General features: G+C 58.4%; 24 protein-coding genes. 10 read left to right on the top strand and 14 right to left on the bottom strand.

Translation table 11 applies throughout. The features are described 5' to 3' along the window. The gene (locus M8006_RS13200; RefSeq protein ID WP_250082961.1) at nt 1–534 is read right to left on the bottom strand and encodes a hypothetical protein; all 534 of its coding nucleotides are present in this window, start codon (nt 532–534) and stop codon (nt 1–3) included. A 36-nt stretch (nt 535–570) separates the two neighbouring features. Beyond that, nucleotides 571–867 (bottom strand): DUF1330 domain-containing protein, encoded by a 297-nt coding sequence (locus M8006_RS13195; protein WP_250082960.1) that lies wholly within the window; start codon nt 865–867, stop codon nt 571–573. Nucleotides 868–1,176: 309 nt separating this feature from the next. Between M8006_RS13195 and M8006_RS13190 the strand changes: the two genes are divergently transcribed. The 4 genes from M8006_RS13190 to M8006_RS13175 all read left to right on the top strand — a co-directional run bounded on the left by M8006_RS13190 (nt 1,177) and on the right by M8006_RS13175 (nt 2,714). After that, the gene (locus M8006_RS13190; protein WP_250082957.1) at nt 1,177–1,479 is read left to right on the top strand and encodes a hypothetical protein; all 303 of its coding nucleotides are present in this window, start codon (nt 1,177–1,179) and stop codon (nt 1,477–1,479) included. Then, on the top strand, nt 1,476–1,589 hold the full coding sequence (locus M8006_RS13185) for a type II toxin-antitoxin system RelE/ParE family toxin (protein WP_284047057.1): 114 nt from the start codon (nt 1,476–1,478) through the stop codon (nt 1,587–1,589). The genes M8006_RS13190 and M8006_RS13185 overlap by 4 nt, the downstream gene beginning before the upstream one ends. Nucleotides 1,590–1,604: 15 nt before the next feature. Continuing rightward, a complete protein-coding gene (locus M8006_RS13180; protein ID WP_250082955.1) occupies nt 1,605–1,868 on the top strand; it encodes a HigA family addiction module antitoxin in 264 nt (87 codons plus the stop codon). A 99-nt stretch (nt 1,869–1,967) separates the two neighbouring features. Continuing rightward, entirely contained in the window at nt 1,968–2,714 is a 747-nt protein-coding gene (locus M8006_RS13175) for a tRNA-uridine aminocarboxypropyltransferase (protein WP_250082953.1), read from the top strand. A gap of 48 nt (nt 2,715–2,762) precedes the next feature. Here M8006_RS13175 and M8006_RS13170 read toward each other — a convergent pair whose 3' ends face one another. The 7 genes from M8006_RS13170 to def form a co-directional block, all read right to left on the bottom strand. Beyond that, entirely contained in the window at nt 2,763–3,995 is a 1,233-nt protein-coding gene (locus tag M8006_RS13170) for a TraB/GumN family protein (RefSeq protein WP_250082951.1), read from the bottom strand. 45 nt (nt 3,996–4,040) lie between these two features. Next, nucleotides 4,041–5,489, bottom strand: coding sequence for a TrkH family potassium uptake protein (locus M8006_RS13165; RefSeq protein ID WP_250082949.1), 1,449 nt, complete (start codon nt 5,487–5,489; stop codon nt 4,041–4,043). A gap of 9 nt (nt 5,490–5,498) precedes the next feature. Continuing rightward, entirely contained in the window at nt 5,499–6,872 is a 1,374-nt protein-coding gene (trkA, locus tag M8006_RS13160; RefSeq protein ID WP_250082947.1) for a Trk system potassium transporter TrkA, read from the bottom strand. 94 nt (nt 6,873–6,966) lie between these two features. Then, nucleotides 6,967–7,173, bottom strand: coding sequence for a dodecin (locus M8006_RS13155; protein ID WP_250082945.1), 207 nt, complete (start codon nt 7,171–7,173; stop codon nt 6,967–6,969). Nucleotides 7,174–7,260: 87 nt separating this feature from the next. Further along, entirely contained in the window at nt 7,261–8,598 is a 1,338-nt protein-coding gene (rsmB, locus tag M8006_RS13150) for a 16S rRNA (cytosine(967)-C(5))-methyltransferase RsmB (RefSeq protein WP_250082927.1), read from the bottom strand. Beyond that, nucleotides 8,598–9,590: a methionyl-tRNA formyltransferase gene (gene fmt, locus M8006_RS13145; protein WP_250082925.1), complete on the bottom strand. Its 993-nt coding sequence runs from the start codon at nt 9,588–9,590 to the stop codon at nt 8,598–8,600. The genes rsmB and fmt overlap by 1 nt, the downstream gene beginning before the upstream one ends. A gap of 3 nt (nt 9,591–9,593) precedes the next feature. After that, nucleotides 9,594–10,106, bottom strand: a complete 513-nt coding sequence (gene def / locus M8006_RS13140) for a peptide deformylase (protein ID WP_250082924.1) — start codon at nt 10,104–10,106, stop codon at nt 9,594–9,596. A gap of 182 nt (nt 10,107–10,288) precedes the next feature. Here def and M8006_RS13135 point away from each other — a divergent pair, with 182 nt between their 5' ends. From M8006_RS13135 to aroE, 5 genes are all read left to right on the top strand, one after another. Beyond that, on the top strand, nt 10,289–11,404 hold the full coding sequence (locus tag M8006_RS13135) for a LysM peptidoglycan-binding domain-containing protein (protein ID WP_250082921.1): 1,116 nt from the start codon (nt 10,289–10,291) through the stop codon (nt 11,402–11,404). A gap of 56 nt (nt 11,405–11,460) precedes the next feature. After that, nucleotides 11,461–12,576 (top strand): DNA-processing protein DprA, encoded by a 1,116-nt coding sequence (gene dprA, locus M8006_RS13130; protein WP_250082920.1) that lies wholly within the window; start codon nt 11,461–11,463, stop codon nt 12,574–12,576. 48 nt (nt 12,577–12,624) lie between these two features. After that, a complete protein-coding gene (tsaC, locus tag M8006_RS13125; protein WP_250082918.1) occupies nt 12,625–13,191 on the top strand; it encodes an L-threonylcarbamoyladenylate synthase type 1 TsaC in 567 nt (188 codons plus the stop codon). Between the two features lie 143 nt (nt 13,192–13,334). Further along, nucleotides 13,335–14,267 carry an oxygen-dependent coproporphyrinogen oxidase gene (hemF, locus tag M8006_RS13120; RefSeq protein ID WP_250082917.1) on the top strand — a complete coding sequence of 311 codons (933 nt, stop codon included), beginning with the start codon at nt 13,335–13,337 and terminating at the stop codon, nt 14,265–14,267. A gap of 24 nt (nt 14,268–14,291) precedes the next feature. Beyond that, on the top strand, nt 14,292–15,110 hold the full coding sequence (aroE, locus tag M8006_RS13115; protein WP_250082915.1) for a shikimate dehydrogenase: 819 nt from the start codon (nt 14,292–14,294) through the stop codon (nt 15,108–15,110). Between the two features lie 9 nt (nt 15,111–15,119). On the opposite strand, the gene M8006_RS13110 is transcribed toward aroE, so the two are convergent. Next, complete coding sequence (locus tag M8006_RS13110; protein WP_250082913.1) at nt 15,120–15,377, bottom strand: hypothetical protein; 258 nt, start codon at nt 15,375–15,377, stop codon at nt 15,120–15,122. A gap of 24 nt (nt 15,378–15,401) precedes the next feature. Next, nucleotides 15,402–16,205 (bottom strand): M48 family metallopeptidase, encoded by an 804-nt coding sequence (locus M8006_RS13105; protein ID WP_250082910.1) that lies wholly within the window; start codon nt 16,203–16,205, stop codon nt 15,402–15,404. Between the two features lie 127 nt (nt 16,206–16,332). Here M8006_RS13105 and M8006_RS13100 point away from each other — a divergent pair, with 127 nt between their 5' ends. Further along, a complete protein-coding gene (locus M8006_RS13100) occupies nt 16,333–17,202 on the top strand; it encodes an ATP-binding protein (RefSeq protein WP_250082908.1) in 870 nt (289 codons plus the stop codon). Between the two features lie 19 nt (nt 17,203–17,221). Here M8006_RS13100 and der read toward each other — a convergent pair whose 3' ends face one another. Genes der through M8006_RS13085 form a run of 3 tightly spaced genes read right to left on the bottom strand, consistent with a single transcriptional unit; the run spans nt 17,222 to nt 20,486 of the window. Further along, the gene (der, locus tag M8006_RS13095) at nt 17,222–18,667 is read right to left on the bottom strand and encodes a ribosome biogenesis GTPase Der (RefSeq protein ID WP_250082906.1); all 1,446 of its coding nucleotides are present in this window, start codon (nt 18,665–18,667) and stop codon (nt 17,222–17,224) included. Next, nucleotides 18,664–19,827, bottom strand: coding sequence for an outer membrane protein assembly factor BamB (gene bamB, locus M8006_RS13090; protein ID WP_250082903.1), 1,164 nt, complete (start codon nt 19,825–19,827; stop codon nt 18,664–18,666). Before bamB ends, der begins: the two co-directional genes overlap by 4 nt. Beyond that, complete coding sequence (locus tag M8006_RS13085) at nt 19,827–20,486, bottom strand: YfgM family protein (RefSeq protein ID WP_250082901.1); 660 nt, start codon at nt 20,484–20,486, stop codon at nt 19,827–19,829. Before M8006_RS13085 ends, bamB begins: the two co-directional genes overlap by 1 nt. Nucleotides 20,487–20,555 lie beyond the last annotated feature (69 nt).

Below are 20,555 nucleotides of genomic sequence, written 5' to 3'. Positions count from 1 at the left end.
TTACGACTGAGGAGAGTTCGTTGCTGGCTCTGATTCTGGCTCTGGCTCGATCACGATTTCATGCGCAAGCCGCTCTTTTTCCAAAGCTTCCAGGGCAATTTGATAGCAGTCTTCGATATGCCGGTTGCCCATCACCTTCATGGCGGTGAAGCTGATGCTGCCTGCCACGACGTTGCCGATCAGCGGGACGAACTTTGTCACGCCTTTTGCGGCGACCTTGATGCCCATCTTGTTGAGCACCGTCACGATGAGTTTTTTGGTGATGTATTTCCCGGCCAGCTTGCTGCCGGTATTGGAAATGGCGGTCATCACAAAGAGCTTGGATTCGCTGTCTAGACTTTCGATTTGTTCAGGCGATAAGCCAAATTTTTCATTAATTTGGGGAATCAACCGCATCAATATGGCTACGTCTGAGCCAATATCCACCCCGGGGATGGGAATGATCGCCGCCCCGGCAGATAGGCCTGAACTTCTCGTGACTAACGAATGACACGACTGTTTGATGGCGTCGAGGTCTTCGCGTGACTTGATCATGATGCGGTCCTCTTATGATGAACGATGGGGTGTCTTCTAGGCGCCTTCAATGCCATCCACGATAAACACCCGATAGTCCGCCCCCTGAAAACGGTGCTGGCGGGCTTCCTGGTAGGCGGGACTTTCATACCAGGCGCGGGCGGCAGCCATATCAGGGAAGCGTAAAATCACCGCTCCTTCCATGGCGCTGCCTTCGAGCACTTTAAAGTCACCGTAAAAGGCGAGCGGCTCCGGGTCGTGGCCTTCGCGGGCGGCTTTGGCTTTTTCGCTGTAGCGTTCCATTTCATCACTGTCGTGGGTGTGCTCTTTGATCATCACCACATAGGCGGGCATAGGGACTCCTCGTCGGTGGGAAGTGTAGGTCTAGGCATCTTACCTGCAATGGGCAGGATTCTGCCGGATTTAAGCGTCTTGCCGCCAAAGCGATGTTAGTGAGCCGCCGACCGCGTCGCTATCAAAATAGAACGTCTCAGGTTGCGGGATACTCATCATTGCCTCCTCTGTTGCCATGTTTGTCTGATAGCGTAGTTACCCGTTGCGCAATGAAGCAGCCCCATTTTTGACGTATTACCGTCAGGCCCAATGGCAAACCTTATGGGGTAACAGCCAGGCTAGCATGCATCCAGGTTGGTAAAGCCGAGGATGCTGGTCAGCTCTTCAAGCGCCTCGATATTGCCCTCTACAAGGCCAACCCGCGCTTCGAGTGGTCAGCGCGCATTGTCACTATGCAATGAAGAACGTTATGCATTATTATTGATAGAAGGTTTTGGCCAAGGAAAGCAGGTGATTAAAAGTTTTAAGGATCAGCAGACCGAAACCATCAACCAGGGCAATGTATCGCGTAAGTTGCCGCAGAATATGCAGCGCAACGCTCGGAAGAAGCTTCGACAGCTGGTAGCAGCCGCTACTCTGGACGATCGCCCGGCAACCGGCTTGAAGCACTGAAAGGCGACCGCGAAGGACAGCACAGCATCCGTATTAATGATCAGTGGCGACTATGCTTTCGGTTCGAGAGCGGAAATGCGTATGACGTTGAGATTGTTGACTACCACTGACAGGAGGTGAGGAACATGGCCAAGCAATTGCCAAACATTCATCCCGGCGAAATTCTCTGGGAAGATTTTATGGAACCAATGGGTCTAACCAAGCGCGCCCTGGCTGAAGCAACAGGGATGCCTTCTACGCGCGTGGGTGACATTACCCTTGGGCGCCGTGGCATCACTGCCGATACCGACATACGGCTTTCGCGCTTCTTCGGGACCACCGAAGGTTACTGGCTGAGGCTGCAAAACGCTTACGACCTGGAAGAAGCGCACCGGCATATGGCGGCATGAATAGCGGCGGATCGTGAAAATGTTACTCAATCTGTGAGTGGAAGGCGCGAAAACCCCGCTCGTTTTATACTCACTGGCTTTTCCAATCTTGGAGCGTAGATGCCTTCGCCACTCGATAACCATGCCTCCGCCGAGATTGACCCGGCGACGGGGCATCCGCGGCGTGAGTTTAAGGCGCGAGGTAGTTTTGTTGAGCGCTGTGCAGGGTGCAATTTACCGGTGCTGAACTGTCTTTGCCCGTATAAGGTCACGGCCGAAAGCGAGGCCCAGGTGTGGCTTTTGACCCATCGGATTGAGCATTATAAGCCGACCAATACCGGGCGTTTGATTGGCGATGTGCTGGCGCAAACGGAGGTGTTTACCTGGCACCGCACCGAACCGGATGCACGCTTGCTGGCGCTGCTCGCGGATGAGCGCTTTGCGCCTTTTGTGGTGTTCCCCGATGACCAACCCGACTACGCCGACCGCGTGGTATCAATTGATGCTGTGACGCAGGCAAAAGCCAGCGGTAAAACGCCCGTCTATATTCTTATTGATGGCACATGGCGCCAAGCGCGGCGGATTTTTCGCAAAAGTCCTTACCTGGATGCGCTGCCGGTGTTGCCACTTCGCAGCGAACGGGAAACCCGCTATCGGCTGCGTAAACCGGCGTCAAAAGCGCATTTATGCACCGCTGAAGTTGCCGCCGAGCTTCTGCGCCAAGGCGGCGATGTTGATGCCGCCGATGTGCTTGATGATTACTTCGAGGCGTTTAACGCAAGCTACGCTGCAAGCCGCAAGTACCATAAGATCACAACCCCCACGGATGCGATGCAACGTTTGTTGGCGCGTCAACCACCAGTGTGACCCGTAGCAAAAGCGCATCCGCTTGCCACGGGGAACGTACCAAGGTGTTCACGCCGCGCTGCCAAACAGCGCCCCGGCGATTCTAAACCCGGCAATCCAAGTGCCGGCGGCGGAGCCGAGGGTGGCGAGCATGAAAACTAACAAGGTGCGCGAGACGCGGTTTTTCCACCAGCCTTTCAGGTGCGCAACATCGTGGCGCAGCGTCGAGAAGTCGCGCACTTTCGGTTTGCGCATAAAGAGCTCGACCCCAGCGGCGACAAAGCCCGCGCCGATGGTGGGATTGAGCGATGTCAGCGGCGCAGCGAAAAAGGTCGCGATCACGGTGACCGGGTGGGCCAGTGCCGCGATGGTGGCTGCAGCGGAGAGCACGCCGTTGATCAAAAACCACTCCAACACTAGCTGCCAGCCAAGCTCGGTATTGCGCGAAAAGCCAATCGCAAAGCCGATGAGTACTAGCGCGGTAATCGCCCAAGGCAATATTTTCCACAGTTTGGAGGGCGGCGGTGAGGCTTCTAGTGACTCACGTTCCGTGGTAGGCGAATCCGGTAGCGGTGCTTCTAAATGCTCGCCAGTGCCTTTTAAGTGCCCGGCGCCCAGGATCACGAGCACGTGCTGGTAGCGCCCAGGTGGCGCATCTTCGGCCAGGCGCAGTGCCATGTAGCGGTCGCGCTCACGAATCAACGGGGTGTAGAGCGCTTCTGACTCAGCGGCAAATTCGCTGAAGGTGGCTTCCAGCATGTCGCCTTCTTTGAGCTTTTCGATCTCTTCCTGGGCGACGTTTTGGCGCGAGAGAACGCTGCCCAAAAGCCCGGAAAAGAGCGAAAAACGCTGCCACCAAGGCACGTTGCGGTAAATGCGCTTGAGCGTGATGCCCACGTCGCGGTCAATCAGCACCAACGGCAAGTCGAGGCGTTTGGCCTCATCAACGGCGGCGCGCATCTCAGCGCCCGGCTGAATGCCGGACTGCTCAGCAATACGCTGCTGAAAAGCCCCAAGGGCTAGGCTGGCGGCGACCATGCCGGCTTTGCCCTGTTTGAACACCTGGAATAAATCTTGCTCGCCCATGGCATCGGGGTTGGCCATGCTGTGGTGGCGAGCATCGCAGAGTTCGATGGCGACGGCATCAAATTCACCGGTATCCATGAGCTTGCGCACGTCATCGGCGCTTTCAGCAGAGACGTGAGCGGTACCCAGCAGGGTGTAGCGCGTATCCCCAATGGTGAAGGTTTTGAGCGGCCCGCTGGTGGCGGGAAGCGTGGAGGCAGTATCAGTTAGGCTCATTCAGCACTCGATAAAAAACATGATGAAAACGGGGTGAAAAGGCGTTTAGCGGCGCCAGAAGGCGGGCGTAAACAGCACTAAAATCGTGAAAATTTCTAACCGGCCAAGCAGCATGGCCACGACTAAAATCCACTTGGCAAGCGTGGGCATGTCACCGTAATGCCCACTGGCTTCGCCGAGTGCTGGGCCTAGGTTATTAAGCGCGGAGCCAACGGTTGACCAGGCAGTTACCTGATCCACCCCGGTGGCCATGACGCCGACCAGCATCAAAAAGAACAGCATCACGTAAGCCGAGAAAAACCCCCATACCGCTTGGGCAATGCTATCCGGTACGCTGACCTTGCCCACTTTGACGGCGATGACCGCGTTGGGGTGGATCAAGCGCATGACTTCGCGCATGCCCTGCTTCATGATCAAAATAATACGGATGACTTTCATCCCGCCGCCGGTGGAGCCCGAACAGCCGCCAACAAAGGCGGCAACAAAAAGTAAGAACGGCAGCGCACCGGGCCAGGCGGAAAAGTCGGCGACGGCAAAACCTGCCGTGGTAGCCACGGCGACAACCTCAAACAGCCCGTGGCGCAGGCCAAGCTGGGTATCATACGTATCCGTCAACCATAGAGAAATCACGGTCACGGTGGTTAACCCGAGTAAAAACAGCATTAAAAAGCGAGCTTCAGGGTCTTGGAAGTAGTGGGTTAAACTTTTCTCGCGCCAAGCGACGAAATGCAGGCTGAAACTGAATGCCGAAATCAACATAAAGCCTACGCAAATGAGCTCGATGGCGGCGTTGTCAAAGTGACCGATACTGGCGTCATAAGTGGAGAACCCGCCAATGGCCACGGTAGAGAAACTGTGCCCCAGCGCATCAAACCAATTCATGCCCGCGACCATATAAGCCACCATACAGGTGAGCGTCAGCGACGCGTAGATGTACCACAGTGCTTTGGCGGTTTCGGTAATGCGTGGGGTGAGTTTGGAGTCTTTCAGTGGGCCTGGAATTTCGGTGCGATAGAGCGCCATGCCGCCCACGCCGAGTGTGGGCAAAATCGCGACGGCCAATACCACAATCCCCATGCCGCCGAGCCACTGCAGCTGCTGGCGATAGTAGAGAATTGATTCGGGCAGGAACTCGATACCGGTAATCACCGTGGCGCCGGTGGTGGTGAGCCCCGAAAACGACTCGAACACCGCATCGGTAAGCGACAACGCGCCGTCGCCGAACAGCATCAGCGGCAGTGAACCGAATAGCGCTAGCACCGTCCAGAACATCGCCGCGATGATAAAACCGTCGCGAATGCGCAGCTCTTTACGCTCATTACGATTAGGCAGAAAGAACAAAAGCCCGGTAAGCACGGTAATCGCGATGCCGATCAAAAAGGCATCCCACACGCCGTCGCGAAACCACAGTGAGATCAGAATGGGCGGCATCATGGTCAGGCTGAACAGTATCAGCAGCAGCCCTAATATACGCAGAATTACCCGCAGGCTCATTTCGACTCCCTAGAAGAAGGTCAGCCCGACCTGGAACAGCCGCTCCACGTCGCGTATACGGCGCTTGTCGATGACAAACAAGATGATGTGATCACCCGATGCCACCACGACATTGTCATGGGCAATGAGCACTTCTTTACCGCGCACGATAGCACCAATGGTGGTGCCCTCTGGCAGGTCAATCTCACCGATGGAGCGGCCTACCACTTTCGACGATTGTTTGTCGCCGTGGGCGATGGCCTCGATCGCTTCTGCCGCGCCGCGGCGCAACGAGTGAACGTTGACGATATCGCCGCGGCGCACGTGGGTCAGTAGGCTGCCGATGGTGGCCTGCTGAGGTGAGATAGCAATATCGATATCGCCCCCTTGCACAAGATCGACGTAAGCGGCGTTATTGATCAACGTGAGGACTTTTTTCGCCCCGAGTCGCTTGGCCAACAAAGACGACATAATGTTGACCTCGTCGTCGTTGGTCAGGGCACAAAAGATATCGCAATCTTCAATGTTCTCTTCTTCCAGCAGGCGTTTGCTGGTGGCACTGCCATGCAGCACGACGGTACGGTCGAGCCGCTCAGCGAGGTGGGTACAGCGCTCCAGGCTATGCTCAATGATTTTGACCTGATGGCTGTGCTCCAGGTGTTCGGCAAGGCGCTCGCCAATATTACCGCCACCGGCAATCACCACGCGGCGGAAGTCGCGTTCAACGCGCCGAAGCTCGCTCATTACCGCGCGGATGTCTCGCCGCGCGGCGATAAAGAACACTTCATCATCGGCTTCAATCACCGTGTCGCCACGCGGGATGATCGGCCGGTTGCGGCGGTAAATCGCCGCGACGCGGGTATCGACGTTGGGCATGTGGCGGCGCAAGAAAGCCAAGTCTTGCCCTACCAACGGGCCGCCGTAGAAGGCCCTCACCGCGACTAGCTGCACCATGCCCCCGGCAAATTCCAGTACCTGCAGTGCGCCAGGGTGCTCAATCAAACGGCGCACGTGGTCGGTGACCACCTGCTCGGGGCTGATCAAGACATCGATGGGGATCGCTTCATGGGCGAAGAGCCCCTTGCGGGTCAAATAGGCGGTGGCGCGCACTCGGGCAATTTTGGTTGGGGTGCGAAACAGCGTATGCGCGACTTGGCAGGCGATCATGTTGATCTCGTCGGCGCTGGTCACCGCGATCAACATATCGGCATCTTCGCACCCCGCTTGGCGTAGCACCACGGGGTAAGAGCCCGCGCCCGTCACGGTGCGAATATCGAGTTTGGTATGTAACTCGCGCAGCTTGTTGGCGTCGGTGTCCACCACGGTGATGTCGTTTTCTTCGCGCGCGAGGTGTTCTGCCAACGTGCCGCCGACTTGGCCGGCGCCGAGAATGATGATTTTCATCAGTTTGCCGTCCCCGTTAGTGCGCAAACACTGCGCTGCAATAGAAAGCGGCGGCTAGTGTAAACCAGCCGCCGCTAAAAAGCAGGGTCGGGCGTTATTCCAGCGTGAAGCCAACTTTAACCGTGACCTGCCAGTGGGCAACGCGGCCGTCTTCGATATGGCCACGGGTTTCTACCACTTCAAACCAACGCATGTGCTTGACCGATTCGGCGGCTTTGCCAATGGCGCTTTGCACCGCGTCTTCCATGCTTTTTTCTGAGGATCCGGTTAGCTCAATGTGCTTATAAGTATGATGGCTCATTCGTCGCTCCTTCATGGTCTTTAATGGCTTGCTTCGTAATACGTTGACCGCTCGTGACGAGATAGCTCGTCACAAAAAGTCGCCGCTTTACTTAGCGGTACGCTTTTCCAGTCTGGCATAAAAAAAGCCGTCGTGGCCGTTGGGTTGCGGGAAAAGTTGCCGGCCCGCGCCGCTTTTTTCGCCCCAGGTGACACCCGTTGGCGTGGTGACATGGGCATCGGGCGTGCGTTGCAAAAATGCCTCAACTTGGTCAGCGTTCTCGTCGGGGAGTACCGAACACGTAGCGTAGAGCAGCGTGCCGCCTTCGTTCAGAAGCGGCCAGAGATTATCTAACAGCCGCCTCTGAAGCTTAGCCAGCTGCTGAATATCCTCTTGGCGGCGCAGTTTTTTGATATCCGGGTGGCGGCGAATCACGCCGGTGCCCGAGCACGGTGCATCAAGCAAGATGGCATCAAAGGTGGTGCCTTGCCACCAATCACGGTTAGTGGCATCACCGTGGCGCAGCTCCGCTTCAAGCCCCAGGCGCGTTAGCGTGTCCTCGACCCGGGCGAGGCGTTGGTTATCGCTATCCACGGCGGTCAGGGCAATATGAAACTGCTCCAAAAGATGCGCGGTCTTACCGCCCGGCGCGCAGCAGGCGTCGAGTACGTGGGCGCCGGGGCGTGGCGCGATGGCAGGGCCTAACAGCGCGGCGGAGAGCTGCGCAGCTTCATCCTGCACGCTGACCAAACCCTCGGCAAAACCGGGGAGTACGCTGACGTCGCAGGGCGTGTCCAACGTGATGCCGTCGGGTGCGTGGGCGCAAAGATGCGCGTCTAACCCTTGTGACGCGAGTTGGGCTAAATAGGCTTCGCGGTCGTTGTGATGCTGATTGACGCGCAGTGTCATTGGGCCGGGCTGATTATTGGCCTCGGCGATATCGCGCCAGTGGTCTGGCCACGCTTCTTTCAGCGTGGTCAACAGCCACGGCGGGTGCTCCAACGCAATGTACGGGTCGCGATCGACGCGGGCTTGCAGGGCGTCGGCTTCGCGCTGCAGGCGGCGTAGGCAACCGTTGAGCACGCGCGTCGCCCACTCTTTGCCGATAAGCCGCGCCGCCCCGGCGGTTTCACCCACTGCTGCATGCGCCGGGATGCGCATATAAAGCAGCTGATAAATACCCAGTAACAGCAGGGCCTGCACGTCCATGTCGCGTTTTTTGAACGGCTGTTTTAGCAGTTCGTTGGCAAGTGCCTCTAAACGTGGTAAGCGGCGGCAGGTGCCGTAGCAGAGCTCTTTGAGCAGCGCGCGATCACGGGTGATAACGCTGTGCTCATCCAGCCCGGCGAGCGAGCCTTTGTCACTGAGAACCGGTGTGAGCGCGCGGGCGGCAGCGGCGCGAACTTCCTGGCCGTTTCCGGTTTGGGGGCTGCGCGGTGAGTCCATTAAGCGTCTCCTTGCGGCGTGGTGCCAATATCGTTACCCAGTACGTTGCCGGGGGCTAAGCGCGCGTGGCGGGCGTTGAGTAAATCCCGCACTGCCATCGCTTTGCCGCCGGGAAGCTGTGCTTTTTGCACTTGCAGTACCTCGTCGCCGTGTGCGCCGCAGGCAAGACGCAGGCAGTCGCGCCCTGGCGCTAGCAGCGTACCAGGCATCGCAGAAGCAGCAGACGAGGCCTCTTCGGCACTGGCCATCAACAGGCGCAGGCGTTCATCGCCCAGCGCGCACCAGGCCACCGGCCAGGGGTTGAAGGCACGGATTTTGGCCGCCAGCGCCGCTGCCGACTGAGTGAAATCAAGTTCTGCCTCGGCTTTGGAGAGCTTAGCCGCGTAGCTCACGCCTTCTTCCGGCTGCGGTTGGGCGCGTGCCTGACCGTTGGCCATGGCATCCAATGTGGCAACCAACGTGGTGGCGCCAAGTTCGGCAAGGGTATCGTGCAGCTCGCCGCCGGTGGTGGTGGGCGTAATGGGCGTGCGCGCCTCATTTAAGACTGCGCCGGTATCAAGCCCCGCGTCCATTTGCATGATGGCAACGCCCGACTCACTATCCCCCGCTTCGATAGCACGCTGAAGCGGTGCCGCACCGCGCCAGCGGGGTAAGAGCGAGGCGTGAACGTTGACACAGCCCAAACGTGGAATACCCAGCACCGCCTGAGGCAACAATAACCCATACGCGACGACCACCATGACGTCGGCGTTTAGCGCGGCTAGCGCCGATTGAGCGTCAGCGCTTTTTAACGATACCGGCTGGTAGACGGGCAGATTGTGCTCAAGGGCTCGTTTTTTTACCGGGCTGGGGGTGAGCTTACGCCCGCGCCCGGCAGGGCGGTCGGGCTGAGTGTAAACGCCGACGACGTTATGCTCGCTGGCTAAAAGCGCCCCTAGGCTTGCGGCGGCGAAGTCCGGCGTGCCGGCAAAAACAACGCGCAGTGATGGCATGCGTTAAGCGTCCTGCTCCAGTTTGTGGCGTTTCTGCATTTTCTTGAGCACACGATTACGTTTGAGTGGCGAGAGGTAATCGACAAACAGCACGCCTTCCAGATGATCGAACTCGTGCTGAATGCAGTGTGAGAGTAGGCCGTCGGCTTCAAGCTCATAAGGTTCGCCATTGCGGTCGAGCGCATTGAGCTTCACTTTTAAATAGCGCGGCACATCGGCGTAGTACTCGGGGATCGACAAGCAGCCTTCGGAAAGCAGCTCTTTTTCCTCGCCAAGCGGCGTATAGCTTGGGTTAATTAATACCAGCGGCTGGCTGTTTTCGTCGCTGACATCCATTACCACCACGCGGCGGTGGACATCAACTTGGGTGGCGGCAAGGCCGATGCCGCGAGCGTCGTACATGGTGTCGAGCATGTCATCGACAAGCTTTCGAACCTCATCATCGACGTTCTCAATCGGCGCGGCCTTCGTGCGCAGCCGCTCGTCGGGATACTCTAGGATTGAACGTATAGCCATAGCGTTGTAATACCGTTATGTGGAGTCGTTAATATAGGTGTGTCGTTAATATAGGTGTCTAAAACGAACAAGGCTGGCGCGTTAGGTGCCCTGCCTATGTTCATAGTTGTCTTTCATTATATCATGCTAGCAAGCGCTTGAGCATTGGGCGCCAATGGCAGACACGTCAAACGGGAGAGCGCATGGCAAGGGATGACAACGCGGTACATCGGCGCACTCGCTGGGCATGGCAAAAGCACAACGCTGCGCTTATCAGTGTAATACTTTTCAGTGTGATACTTATCAGTGTATTACTCGCAGCACCGGTCAATGCCTGGGAGCGTCTTCGCGACGATGCCCCCGAGCGTTACACGGTGGAAGCGGGCGATACGCTTTGGGACATCGCCGCGCGGTTTTTGCACGCGCCTTGGCAGTGGCCCGAGCTGTGGCGCGAAAACCCGCAGATCGAAAACCCACACCGTATCTACCCCGGCGATAAGCTGACGCTACGCGATTGCCAGGGAATGCCGTGTATTCAGCTTGAGCGCGGCACGCATGTGGTCAAGCTCTCCCCTGTGGTGCGTACGCTGCCCCATCGCGAGGCGATTGAGCCGCTGCCGCGCGAAGCGGTCGAGGCGTTTTTACGCCAGCACCGGATTGTTGATAACGCCGAGGCGCTTAACACGCTCGCCTATGTGGTCGCCGGGGATGATCAACGCTTGATCAGCGGCGCGGGAGATAGGATCTACGTGCGCCTAACCGATCAAACGCGTGACGAAAGCACGATGGTACGCGGCGAGCCGATGGGCCTCTATCGCCAAGGTGAGCCCTATGTGGGGGCCGACGGGGACGTGCTGGGGATTGAGCTGGTCAGTGTGGGAGAAGCGGTACTGATGCGCCGCGAAGGCGATATTGCCCAGCTAGAGGTGCGCCGGGCTGAGTTTGAAGTGCGCAATGATGACATCGTACTACCACTGGAATTGCCCTTTGCGGATGATCCCTTTATGCCCCGCGCCCCGCGTAACCAGGTGAGCGGCTCTATTCTCGCCGTGCCTGGCGGCGTGCGCTTTATTGGCCGTTTGCAGGTCGTGGTGGTTGATTTGGGTACCCAAGACGGCTTGCAGCCAGGTCATGTGCTGCGTGTCGATCAGCAAGGGGAGCGCGTGAACGACCCGCGCACTCAGGAGGTATTGCAACTGCCCGCCGAAGCGGCCGGGGCACTGATGATATTTAAACCCTATGACCACGTAAGCTACGCTTTAGTGGTGGAGGCCTCCCGCGTGCTAGCGGTGGGTGATCGCGTGAGAACCCCGCGCTAGACGCAAACGCGTCTATCAAGGATCGTCTAAAAGGATTTATAAAAAAGGAGAGTGTGATGGATGCCAAGGAGTGGTTGGTACTCAGTGCGCTACCGGGGCTGGGTGCCCAGCGCATCGCAAAACTCGCCGAGCAAAGCCCCGAATGGCCGCACGGGTGGCTGGCATTACTGCCCCCGCAGGCAGCGTCTGAGCTGCGGTTGTGGCTCGACCACCCTGCGCGCAGCCCGCTACAAAACGTGGTGAAAGACAACCTTGCCTGGGTGGCCGCCGCGCCGCATCGCGTCCTGCTCCACCGCGGCCACCCCGCTTGGCCAGCGCTTTTAAGCGAAATCGCTGACCCGCCGCCGGTGGTGTGGGCGCAAGGGGATGTGCAGGCGCTTGCGCTGCCAGGGCTTGCGATGGTGGGGACGCGGCGGCCGACGTCAGAAGGGGCGGCCAATGCGCAAGCCTTCGCCCGCGATTTTGCCCGCCGCGGCTGGTGCGTGGTGAGCGGGATGGCATTGGGGATTGATGCATTGGCGCAGCGGGCGGCGCTTGACGCCGGTGGGGCGAGTATCGCGGTGCTCGCTAGCGGTATTGATGTGATTTACCCGGCCCGTCACCGGGATTTGTATGATCGCTTAAGCCAAACGCCCGGTGGCTTGGTGCTAGCGGAGCACCCGCTGGGCACAGCCGCTCGACCGGCGTATTTTCCCCGGCGAAACCGTATCGTCACCGGCCTTTCGCTAGGTACCTTGGTAGTCGAAGCCGCTGAGAAGAGTGGCTCGCTGGTGAGCGCGCGTTTAGCGCTTGAGCAGGGCCGCGAGCTTTTTGCCATCCCGAGCTCCATCCATAACCTTCAAGCCCACGGCTGCCTGCAGCTATTGCGAACGGGGGCAACGCTTGCGCGCAGTAGCCGCGATATTCTCGATGAGTTGCAACACTGGGCCGAAACGTTTATTCCACCGCCGCTCGATGAGCCCGCCGCAATGTCGCCTGCGGAAACGCCCAGCAATGAGCCGGTGCCGGATACGTTGTTAACCGTCCTGTCTGAGGTGCCGACGCCGATTGATACCTTGGTGCAGCAGGCAGCCATTTCGGTTAGCGAGTGTCAGCAGCGGCTTTTGATGCTTGAACTTGAGGGCTTTGTGGCGCAGCAAACGGGGGGTTGGGTGCGTTTGCCGAGGCCGTGATAGGATTAATACCATCAGATTGTTAACGCCAATCCGCTAGGAGCCCCTATGCCGAAAACCCCTGACGTCGCTGACCTTGCGCCCGCGGTTTCCGCTCTGCGCGAGGGGAGCGTGGTCGCCTGCCCCACCGAAGCGGTTTGGGGGTTGAGCTGCGACCCGGATAACGACGAAGCCTTGACGCACTTGATGCGCATGAAAGCCCGCGACCCGGCAAAAGGGGTGATTCTAGTGGCCGGTAGCATTGCCCAGCTTCAGCCTTGGCTTGAAGGCTTGCCGCTTGAACTGCACGCGCCGCTGGTATCTAGCTGGCCGGGGCCTAATACGTGGCTCGTACCGGATAATGGCCGTAGCCATGCGCTGGTGCGTGGCGCCCACAGCCGCGTTGCCCTGCGGGTAACCGACCACCCGGTGATGCGTGCGCTTTGCGAGGCGTTTGGTGGGCCGCTGGTGTCCACCTCCGCCAACCGTGCTGGCGAGCCTTCTGCAATGAGCCGCGATGAGGTCAGCGCCATCTTTGGCAGCGAGCTTGGCGCGGTGGTGCCGGGCGAGCTAGGGGGTAATCCGCGCCCCAGCACCATCCGCGACGTGGTGAGCGGTCAGGTGCTACGCCAATGAGTGGACTGTAAGCGCGACATGCTCTCAACGCTGTCATGTCGTTCTTAACACTTTTATAACGCTCTTAACACCTCCATAACCCTCTCACGACATTCGTTAATAACGCTATCCACTGCAATGGATAATAACGCCTGGAGCAACCCGTGGCTCACGAGCACCTTGATGACGTAAAACGCTACCTTCTCGACCTGCAGGATCGTCTCTGCGACGGCTTGGCCGATGCCGATGGCGGTGCCAGCTTTAAAGAAGAAAGTTGGACACGCGAAGAGGGCGGTGGCGGTCGCTCTCGGGTGATTGAAAACGGCGCCGTGTTTGAAAAAGGTGGGGTGAACTATTCCCATGTTTTTGGCACCACGCTTCCGCCCTCGGCCACCGCTGCGCGTCCTGAGCTTTCCGGGCGCAGTTTTCACGCCGTGGGCGTGTCCTGGGTATTGCACCCGGAAAATCCGCACGTCCCCACCAGCCACGGTAACGTGCGGTTTTTTATCGCTGAAAAAGAGGGCGAAGCGCCGGTGTGGTGGTTCGGCGGCGGTTTCGATCTCACTCCGTTCTACCCGGTGATGGAAGATGTGCTGCATTGGCATCGCGTGGCGAAAGCCGCGTGTCAGCCGTTTGGCGATGATATTTATCCGCGCTATAAAGCGTGGTGCGATGATTATTTCTACCTTAAGCACCGTGACGAAACCCGTGGCGTTGGCGGGCTGTTCTTCGATGATCTCAATACGGGCGGGTTTGAACAGTGTTTTGCTTTCCAGCGGGCGGTAGGCGATAGTTTTTTGGATGCTTATGTGCCGATCGTGAATCACCGCAAAAAAGATGTCTGGGGCGAGCGGGAGCGGAATTTTCAGCTTTATCGCCGTGGGCGTTATGTCGAATTCAATTTGGTGTGGGACCGTGGCACCCTGTTTGGCTTGCAAAGCGGCGGACGTACCGAGTCGATTTTAATGTCGCTGCCACCGCTTGTTCGCTGGGAGTATGGCTATACGCCCGAGCCGGGCAGCCCCGAGGCGCGCCTTACCGACGACTTTTTGCGCCCTCGTGACTGGCTGGGTGAGGCTAGCTCAAACGACGCTTGATGGTTACATAACAGGAGCCGAGACATGACGGATCGCTACGCGGTATTGGGAAACCCGGTGACGCACTCGAAGTCGCCGTTGATTCACGCTGAATTTGCCCACCAAACCGGTGAGGCACTAAATTACACCGCCATTGAAGCACCGGTAGAGGACTTTGCCAGCGCTTGGCAGCAGTTCGTGGAAGAAGGCGGACGCGGGGCCAATGTCACCGTACCGTTTAAAGAGGATGCCTTTGCGCTGTGCGATACGTTGAGCCACCGTGCCACACGTGCTAAAGCAGTGAATACGTTGATTATCGGCGGTAATGGGCGCCTTTATGGCGACAATACCGACGGTGTCGGATTGGCGCGCGATTTGGCCTATCATCGCGTCGTGCTGAAAGATAAGCGCGTGCTTATTGTCGGCGCAGGAGGTGCGGTGCGTGGCGCGTTAGAGCCGCTTCTGGCTGAGATGCCCAGCGAGCTCGTCATTGTCAATCGAACGGCGGAAAAAGCCAGTGCGCTGGCCCGTGACTTCACCGAGCTGGGCAACGTCTCAGGTGGCGGGTTTGACGCGATAGAAGGCGAGTTTGACCTGGTCATTAACGGCACCAGTGCCAGTTTGTCAGGAGATTTGCCGCCGCTGCCGGAAGGCCTATTTGCCAAAAGCGCCTGGGCCTACGACATGATGTATGACGTCGAGCCGACGGTATTTCTACAGTGGGCCGGCCCGCGCGGCGCAAAGCTTTTAGATGGCCTCGGTATGCTGGTCGAGCAAGCCGCCGAGTCGTTTTTCCTTTGGCGCAACGTTCGCCCTAATACCGCCCCGGTACGCGAAATATTGCGGCAGTCGCTTAATTACTAACACCATTCTTTACTGACGCTTTTGGTAAAAGCCGACCATACAAAGCACAAGCCCTAGCACGGAAACTAGCATGCCGCCGTTGACCAGAAGCGGCATGCGCTCGATCCAAGGCACGAACGGCTGGGGCGTGTCGCGGCACACACCGGCTAGATAGTTCCAGTGGCCGCCGTCAAGCTGGCAGGCGCGTACGTCGTTCAGCTCCCAAAAGTAAACCCCCATCAGGACAACAAGTGGCAATATCAACAGCAGTAAACCTAAGCGAATCATAAAAATCTCACATGCTCATTAGTGTCAGGGGCGTGGGCAGTTAGGCATTTTGCCTTGGCGTTGCGCCTGCTGGTAGGTTGCAAGCGCCCGCTGCATGTTGGCATCAAGCCCGTCAACGCGCTGCCCATGGCTTGGGTGGGTCGACATCCAGGCGGGCGGCTTGCCCCCGCCAGTGGCGCGCTGCATATTCTCCCACACGTTGATGCTGGCGCGCGGGTCAAACCCCGCTCGGGCCATAAGCTCAAGGCCGATAATATCCGCTTCGCTCTCGTGGCGGCGTGAGAAGGGCAAAATGATGCCGTACTCAGCGCCCATGCCCAAAACCCCCATTAACTGCTGGCCGCCCGGTGTTTGCATGCCGGAGGTGCTGGAAATGATCGAAAGCCCAATTTGCGTCGCACTTTGAGTGGAGGCGCGTTCGTTCGCGTGGTTGGCTAGCACATGGGCGATTTCGTGGCCGATGACAGAGGCCAGCTGATCTTGGTTAGTCGCGACATCTAGCATGCCGCTGTTCACGCCCATATAGCCACCGGGTAGCGCGAAGGCGTTGGGCTGTTTGGATTCAAATACACGAATTTGCCAATCGATTTGACGCTGCTTGGCGGGAAGCCCAGCAATAATCGCCGTGGCGATACACTGCGCATAGCGCTGGGTCGCTGCATCCGCCGCCGGAAGGTCTTGTTGGTACTGGCTGAACGCTTGTTGCCCCATTTGGTTGAGTTGGTCATCTGAGAGCAGCAAAAGCTGTGAGCGCCCGGTAGGCGACGTGGCGCAGGCAGTGAGCGCAGCGCATAGCAGGGTGATGGCGAGCAGACGAAGCCAGTGCATAGGGAACTTCCTTATCAACGAAAAAAGGTTTATGTGCGCAAGATAGCCATTATCCTGAATCTTATCTGGCTATCATAGCGCGATGACGTTCTCGAATAGCCCCTTACCCTAAAGAAAAGAGATATCTATGGATGCTGAACTCACCCGCCGCTTATCGCCATTGCTCGACCGCCTAGAGCACTGGCTACCACCGGTGCCAGAGCAGGTCGACTGGAACTACCACATCGCTGCTTTGTGGCAGCGGCACCCACTGGGCGGGCGTTTGGTGCCGGTGCCGCCGCGCGATGCGTTAACGCTGGATGATCTACTCGGCATTGAGCGCCAAAAGCTGGCGCTAGTGGATAATACTCAGGCGTTTTTGCAAGGCTACCCGGCCAACCATGCACTGCTGTGGGGCTCCCGGGGAAGTGGCAAGTCATCGCTGATGCGGGCGCTTTTGAACTCCCTTTCTGGCGAGGGCTTGCGCATGATCCAGGTTGACCGCCACGACTTGGCGAGCCTGCCGATGTTAGTTGAAGAACTGCGCGCGGTGCCACAGCGGTTTATCGTCTACTGCGATGACCTATCGTTTGAAGGTCACGATGACGCGTATAAAGCGCTCAAGAGCGTGTTAGACGGCGCGCTAACCGGGCCGCCGGAGAATGTGCTGCTTTACGCTACCTCCAATCGCCGCCATTTGCTGCCGGAATCCATGGACGATAATGCAGGCTCGCGCCTAGTGGGCAATGAGCTCCACCACGGCGATGCGGTCGAAGAGAAAATTTCGCTTTCTGATCGCTTTGGGCTATGGCTAGGGTTTCACCCTTTCGATCAAGACGTGTACTTGGAGGCGTGCTGCCACTGGGTTTCGCAGCTCGGCGACCCGAAGGATTGGAACGCCGAAGCACGGGCAGAGGCTATCCGTTTTGCCACGCTGCGCGGTGGGCGCAGCGGACGTGCCGCTTGGCAGTTTGCCACTCAGTGGGTGGGGCGCAAACGCCTGCACGGCAAACGCTAGCTCAAGCAGCTATAAAGGCTTAACGACGGCTTTTACGCGCCTCTTTGGTGCGGTTAAGCTCGCGCTTTTTGGCTTTTTCTTTGTCGCTTGCCCCTGCCATGTTGTCGTAGGGATTATCGCCGGAGCGGAACTCGAAGCGCATTGGTGTGCCGCGTACTTTTAGCACCTTGCGGAAGGTGTTGATCAGGTAGCGGCGGTAGGCATCCGGCAGCGATTCGGTTTGGTTGCCGTGCACGACGATAATCGGCGGGTTGCTGCCGCCTTGGTGTGCCATGCGCAGTTTTATCCGGCGCCCATGCACCATGGGAGGCGCATGCTGGCTTACGGCATCTTGCAGCAGTGTGGTCAGCCGGTTGGTCGACCAGTGGGCATTAGCGGCGTTGAACGCGCGCTCAATCGAGGGGTAAAGATCACCCACCGCGGTGCCGTGTAGCGCTGAGATAAAGTGCAGCTCGGCATAGTCGGCAAAGCCCAAACGGCGTTTTATGTCTGCGCGCATTTTTTCTTTGGCTTCACTCTCAAGGCCGTCCCACTTATTGACCGCCAGTACCAGCGCGCGGCCGGTGGTGAGGACGTAATCCAATAGGTGCAGGTCTTGCTCAACGAGCCCGCTGCGGGCATCGAGTACCATCACTGCGACATGGCACTCTTTGATGGCGTCTAGCGTTTTGATGATCGAGAATTTTTCCGCAATCTCGCTGACGTTCTTGCGCCGCCGCACGCCGGCAGTATCCACTAGCACATAGGGCTTGCCACGGCGCTCGAAGGGGATTTCGATGGCATCGCGGGTGGTGCCAGCTTCGTCAAACACCACCACGCGATCTTCCCCTAGCAGACGGTTGACCAACGTCGACTTACCCACGTTGGGGCGGCCAATCACGCCAATACGAATGCCCTTGGTGCCGGTATCAGCCGGAATACTCTCGTCGCGCTCGGGAAAGGGCGCCAGCACGGTATCAATTAGTGTGGAGACGTTGCGTCCGTGCGCGGCGGCAATGGGCCACGGATCGCCTAGGCCCAGTGTCCAGAAGTCGGCCATGGCCGAGTGCTCTTCCAAGCCATCGGTTTTATTCACCACCAGCCAGGTTTTCTTCTGGTTGACGCGCAAGTGGTTGGCGATGGCTTCATCGGCGACATTAAGTCCGGCGCGGGCATCGACCATAAACAGTACGATATCGGCTTCATCAATGGCGGCGAGCGACTGCTCGGCCATGGCGGCGTCGATCCCTTCCTCATCGCCGCTAATCCCGCCAGTGTCGATCACCGTATACGCTTTGCCGCCGAGCATGCCGTTGCCGTACTTGCGATCGCGCGTCAGGCCGGGAAAGTCAGCCACCAGCGCATCGCGTGAGCGAGTTAAGCGGTTAAACAAGGTCGACTTGCCCACGTTGGGGCGGCCGACCAGGGCAATGACCGGCGTACTTGAACTTGAAGGCGTATCTAACGACATATCGTCTAGCGTCATGGAGAAATTACCAACGTTTCTAGGCGGCCATTATTGGCCTGAACATGAACCGTGCCGCCTTCGGTCACGGGGCGAAGGCTAATGCCAGCGCTGTCCACGCGCGTACGGCCCACGATCTTGCCTTCGCGCGCGCTGACCAGGTGTAAATAGCCTTCGGCATCGCCAAACACCAGGCGGCCATCAGCGAAGGCAGGCGCTGTGATCCAGCGGCCTTCAAGGGTGTCATTGCGCCATACTTCACGGCCGCTTTCGGCATCAAGTGCCACCACGTGGCTGGCATCGGTGGCGACAAAGAGAAAATCCCCCACCAATACCGGGGTGTGGCGGCTGGATAGATCGCGCGCCCATAAAACCTTACCGCGGGTGGCTTCAAGCGCCATCACGCGGCCATTGTAGCTGGTGACAAACAGTCGGCCGTCTTGAGTCAACACTGGCTGCCCGGTGAGGTCCACTAACCGGTCGACTTCGCTGCGACCGCTGGGAATAGCTACCTGCTGCTCCCATAGGGGCTGGCCGTTGCGGTTATCGAGCGTGGTTAAGCGGCCATTGGCGAAGCCGACAAAGGTCACCGGGTCAATGGCCAGCGGAGTGCCGGTGCCGCGCAGGGTCAGTCTCGGCAGCGAACTGCTATATACCCAGCGCTCTTCGCCGGTGCGGAGGTCAAGCGCGGTGACGTGTCCATCGCTGCTTTGCACAATCAAAAGTTGCTGGTTAGCCTGTGGTGCGGCAAGCACTTCGCTTGAGACGCGTGCGCGCCAGTCAACACTGCCGTCTTGCTGATTCAGTGCCAGCACCTCGCCGTTGCGCGTGCCCATATAAAGCTCGCTGGCAGTGGCGGTTAGCCCGCTGGAAACGGGGCTTTCCAGTTCCACACGCCATTGACGCTCGCCGCTTTCGGCATTAAAGGCTTCCACGGTGCCTTCGGCATCGGCGGCGAACAGGGTGTCGCCGTCACGGGCCGGTGCGATGGGGTAACGGGCGCGCCCGAGTCCATCGCCCACGGTGGTGCTCCACTGCGTTTCCAGAGTAGAGGTTTCGTCAAAGGAAGTGAGCTCTTTAGGCGTATGTACTGGTTCGCCTTTGCTGGCACAGCCGGTTAGCAGGGCAATGGCGACAGCGCCTAGCGTTAAGCGCATATACTGAGAAAAACGGACCGTCATTATAATGACCCCTCCTCGGTGCCGAGGTCATTCAGCTTGAGCTGAACGCCGTAAAGTGGCTGGTTCTGTTCTTGAGCAAGCGTCAGCGCCTGTTGCCACGCCTCGCGCGCTTGGTCTTGTTGGCCTAGGGCCATATGGGCATCGCCACGGACGTTTGCCTGTTGCGCGGCAAGGGCATCGGTGATCGGCTCGTCAAGCAGTGCAAGCGCCTGCTCGGGGTTGTCATTGGCAACGGCCAGACGCGCCAAACGCAACCAGGCGAGACTTTGCACATAACGGCGCGAGGAGCTTTCTGCGACGCTTTCGAGAGCCGTTTTGGCGCCCTCTAAGTCGTCTTGCTGCACGGTTAAGCGTGCCTCAAGTAATTTGGCCAGCTCCGCGTAAAGCGTGTCAGCGTGGTTATCGGTGATATCACTGACCAGCGAGCGCGCTTCACTTAGCGTGGCGTCGTCCAGCGCGTTACCTGCTGTCAGGTTGACCAGCTGCTGATAGCGCACGGAGGCGGCTTCGGCTTGGTTATCTTGATAGTTCTGCCAAGTATTCCAGCCAAACACCCCCGCTGCCGCAAGGGCCACACCAGCAATGAGCGAGGTGCCGTTTTCTTTCCACCAGCGCTTAATCGCGTCTAGCTGCTCTTCTTCGGTTTTTAGCTCCGCCACGGGCGGCCTCCTTATATACGTTCAATACGCATTTACACGTTCACCATAGAGATGACGTATCGCGTGTAG

Origin of the sequence: Halomonas llamarensis (assembly GCF_023555005.1) — a bacterium.
GTDB lineage: Bacteria > Pseudomonadota > Gammaproteobacteria > Pseudomonadales > Halomonadaceae > Vreelandella > Vreelandella llamarensis.
The sequence above is the reverse complement of the archived record's forward strand: the minus strand, read 5'-3'. Positions and strand labels throughout refer to the sequence as shown.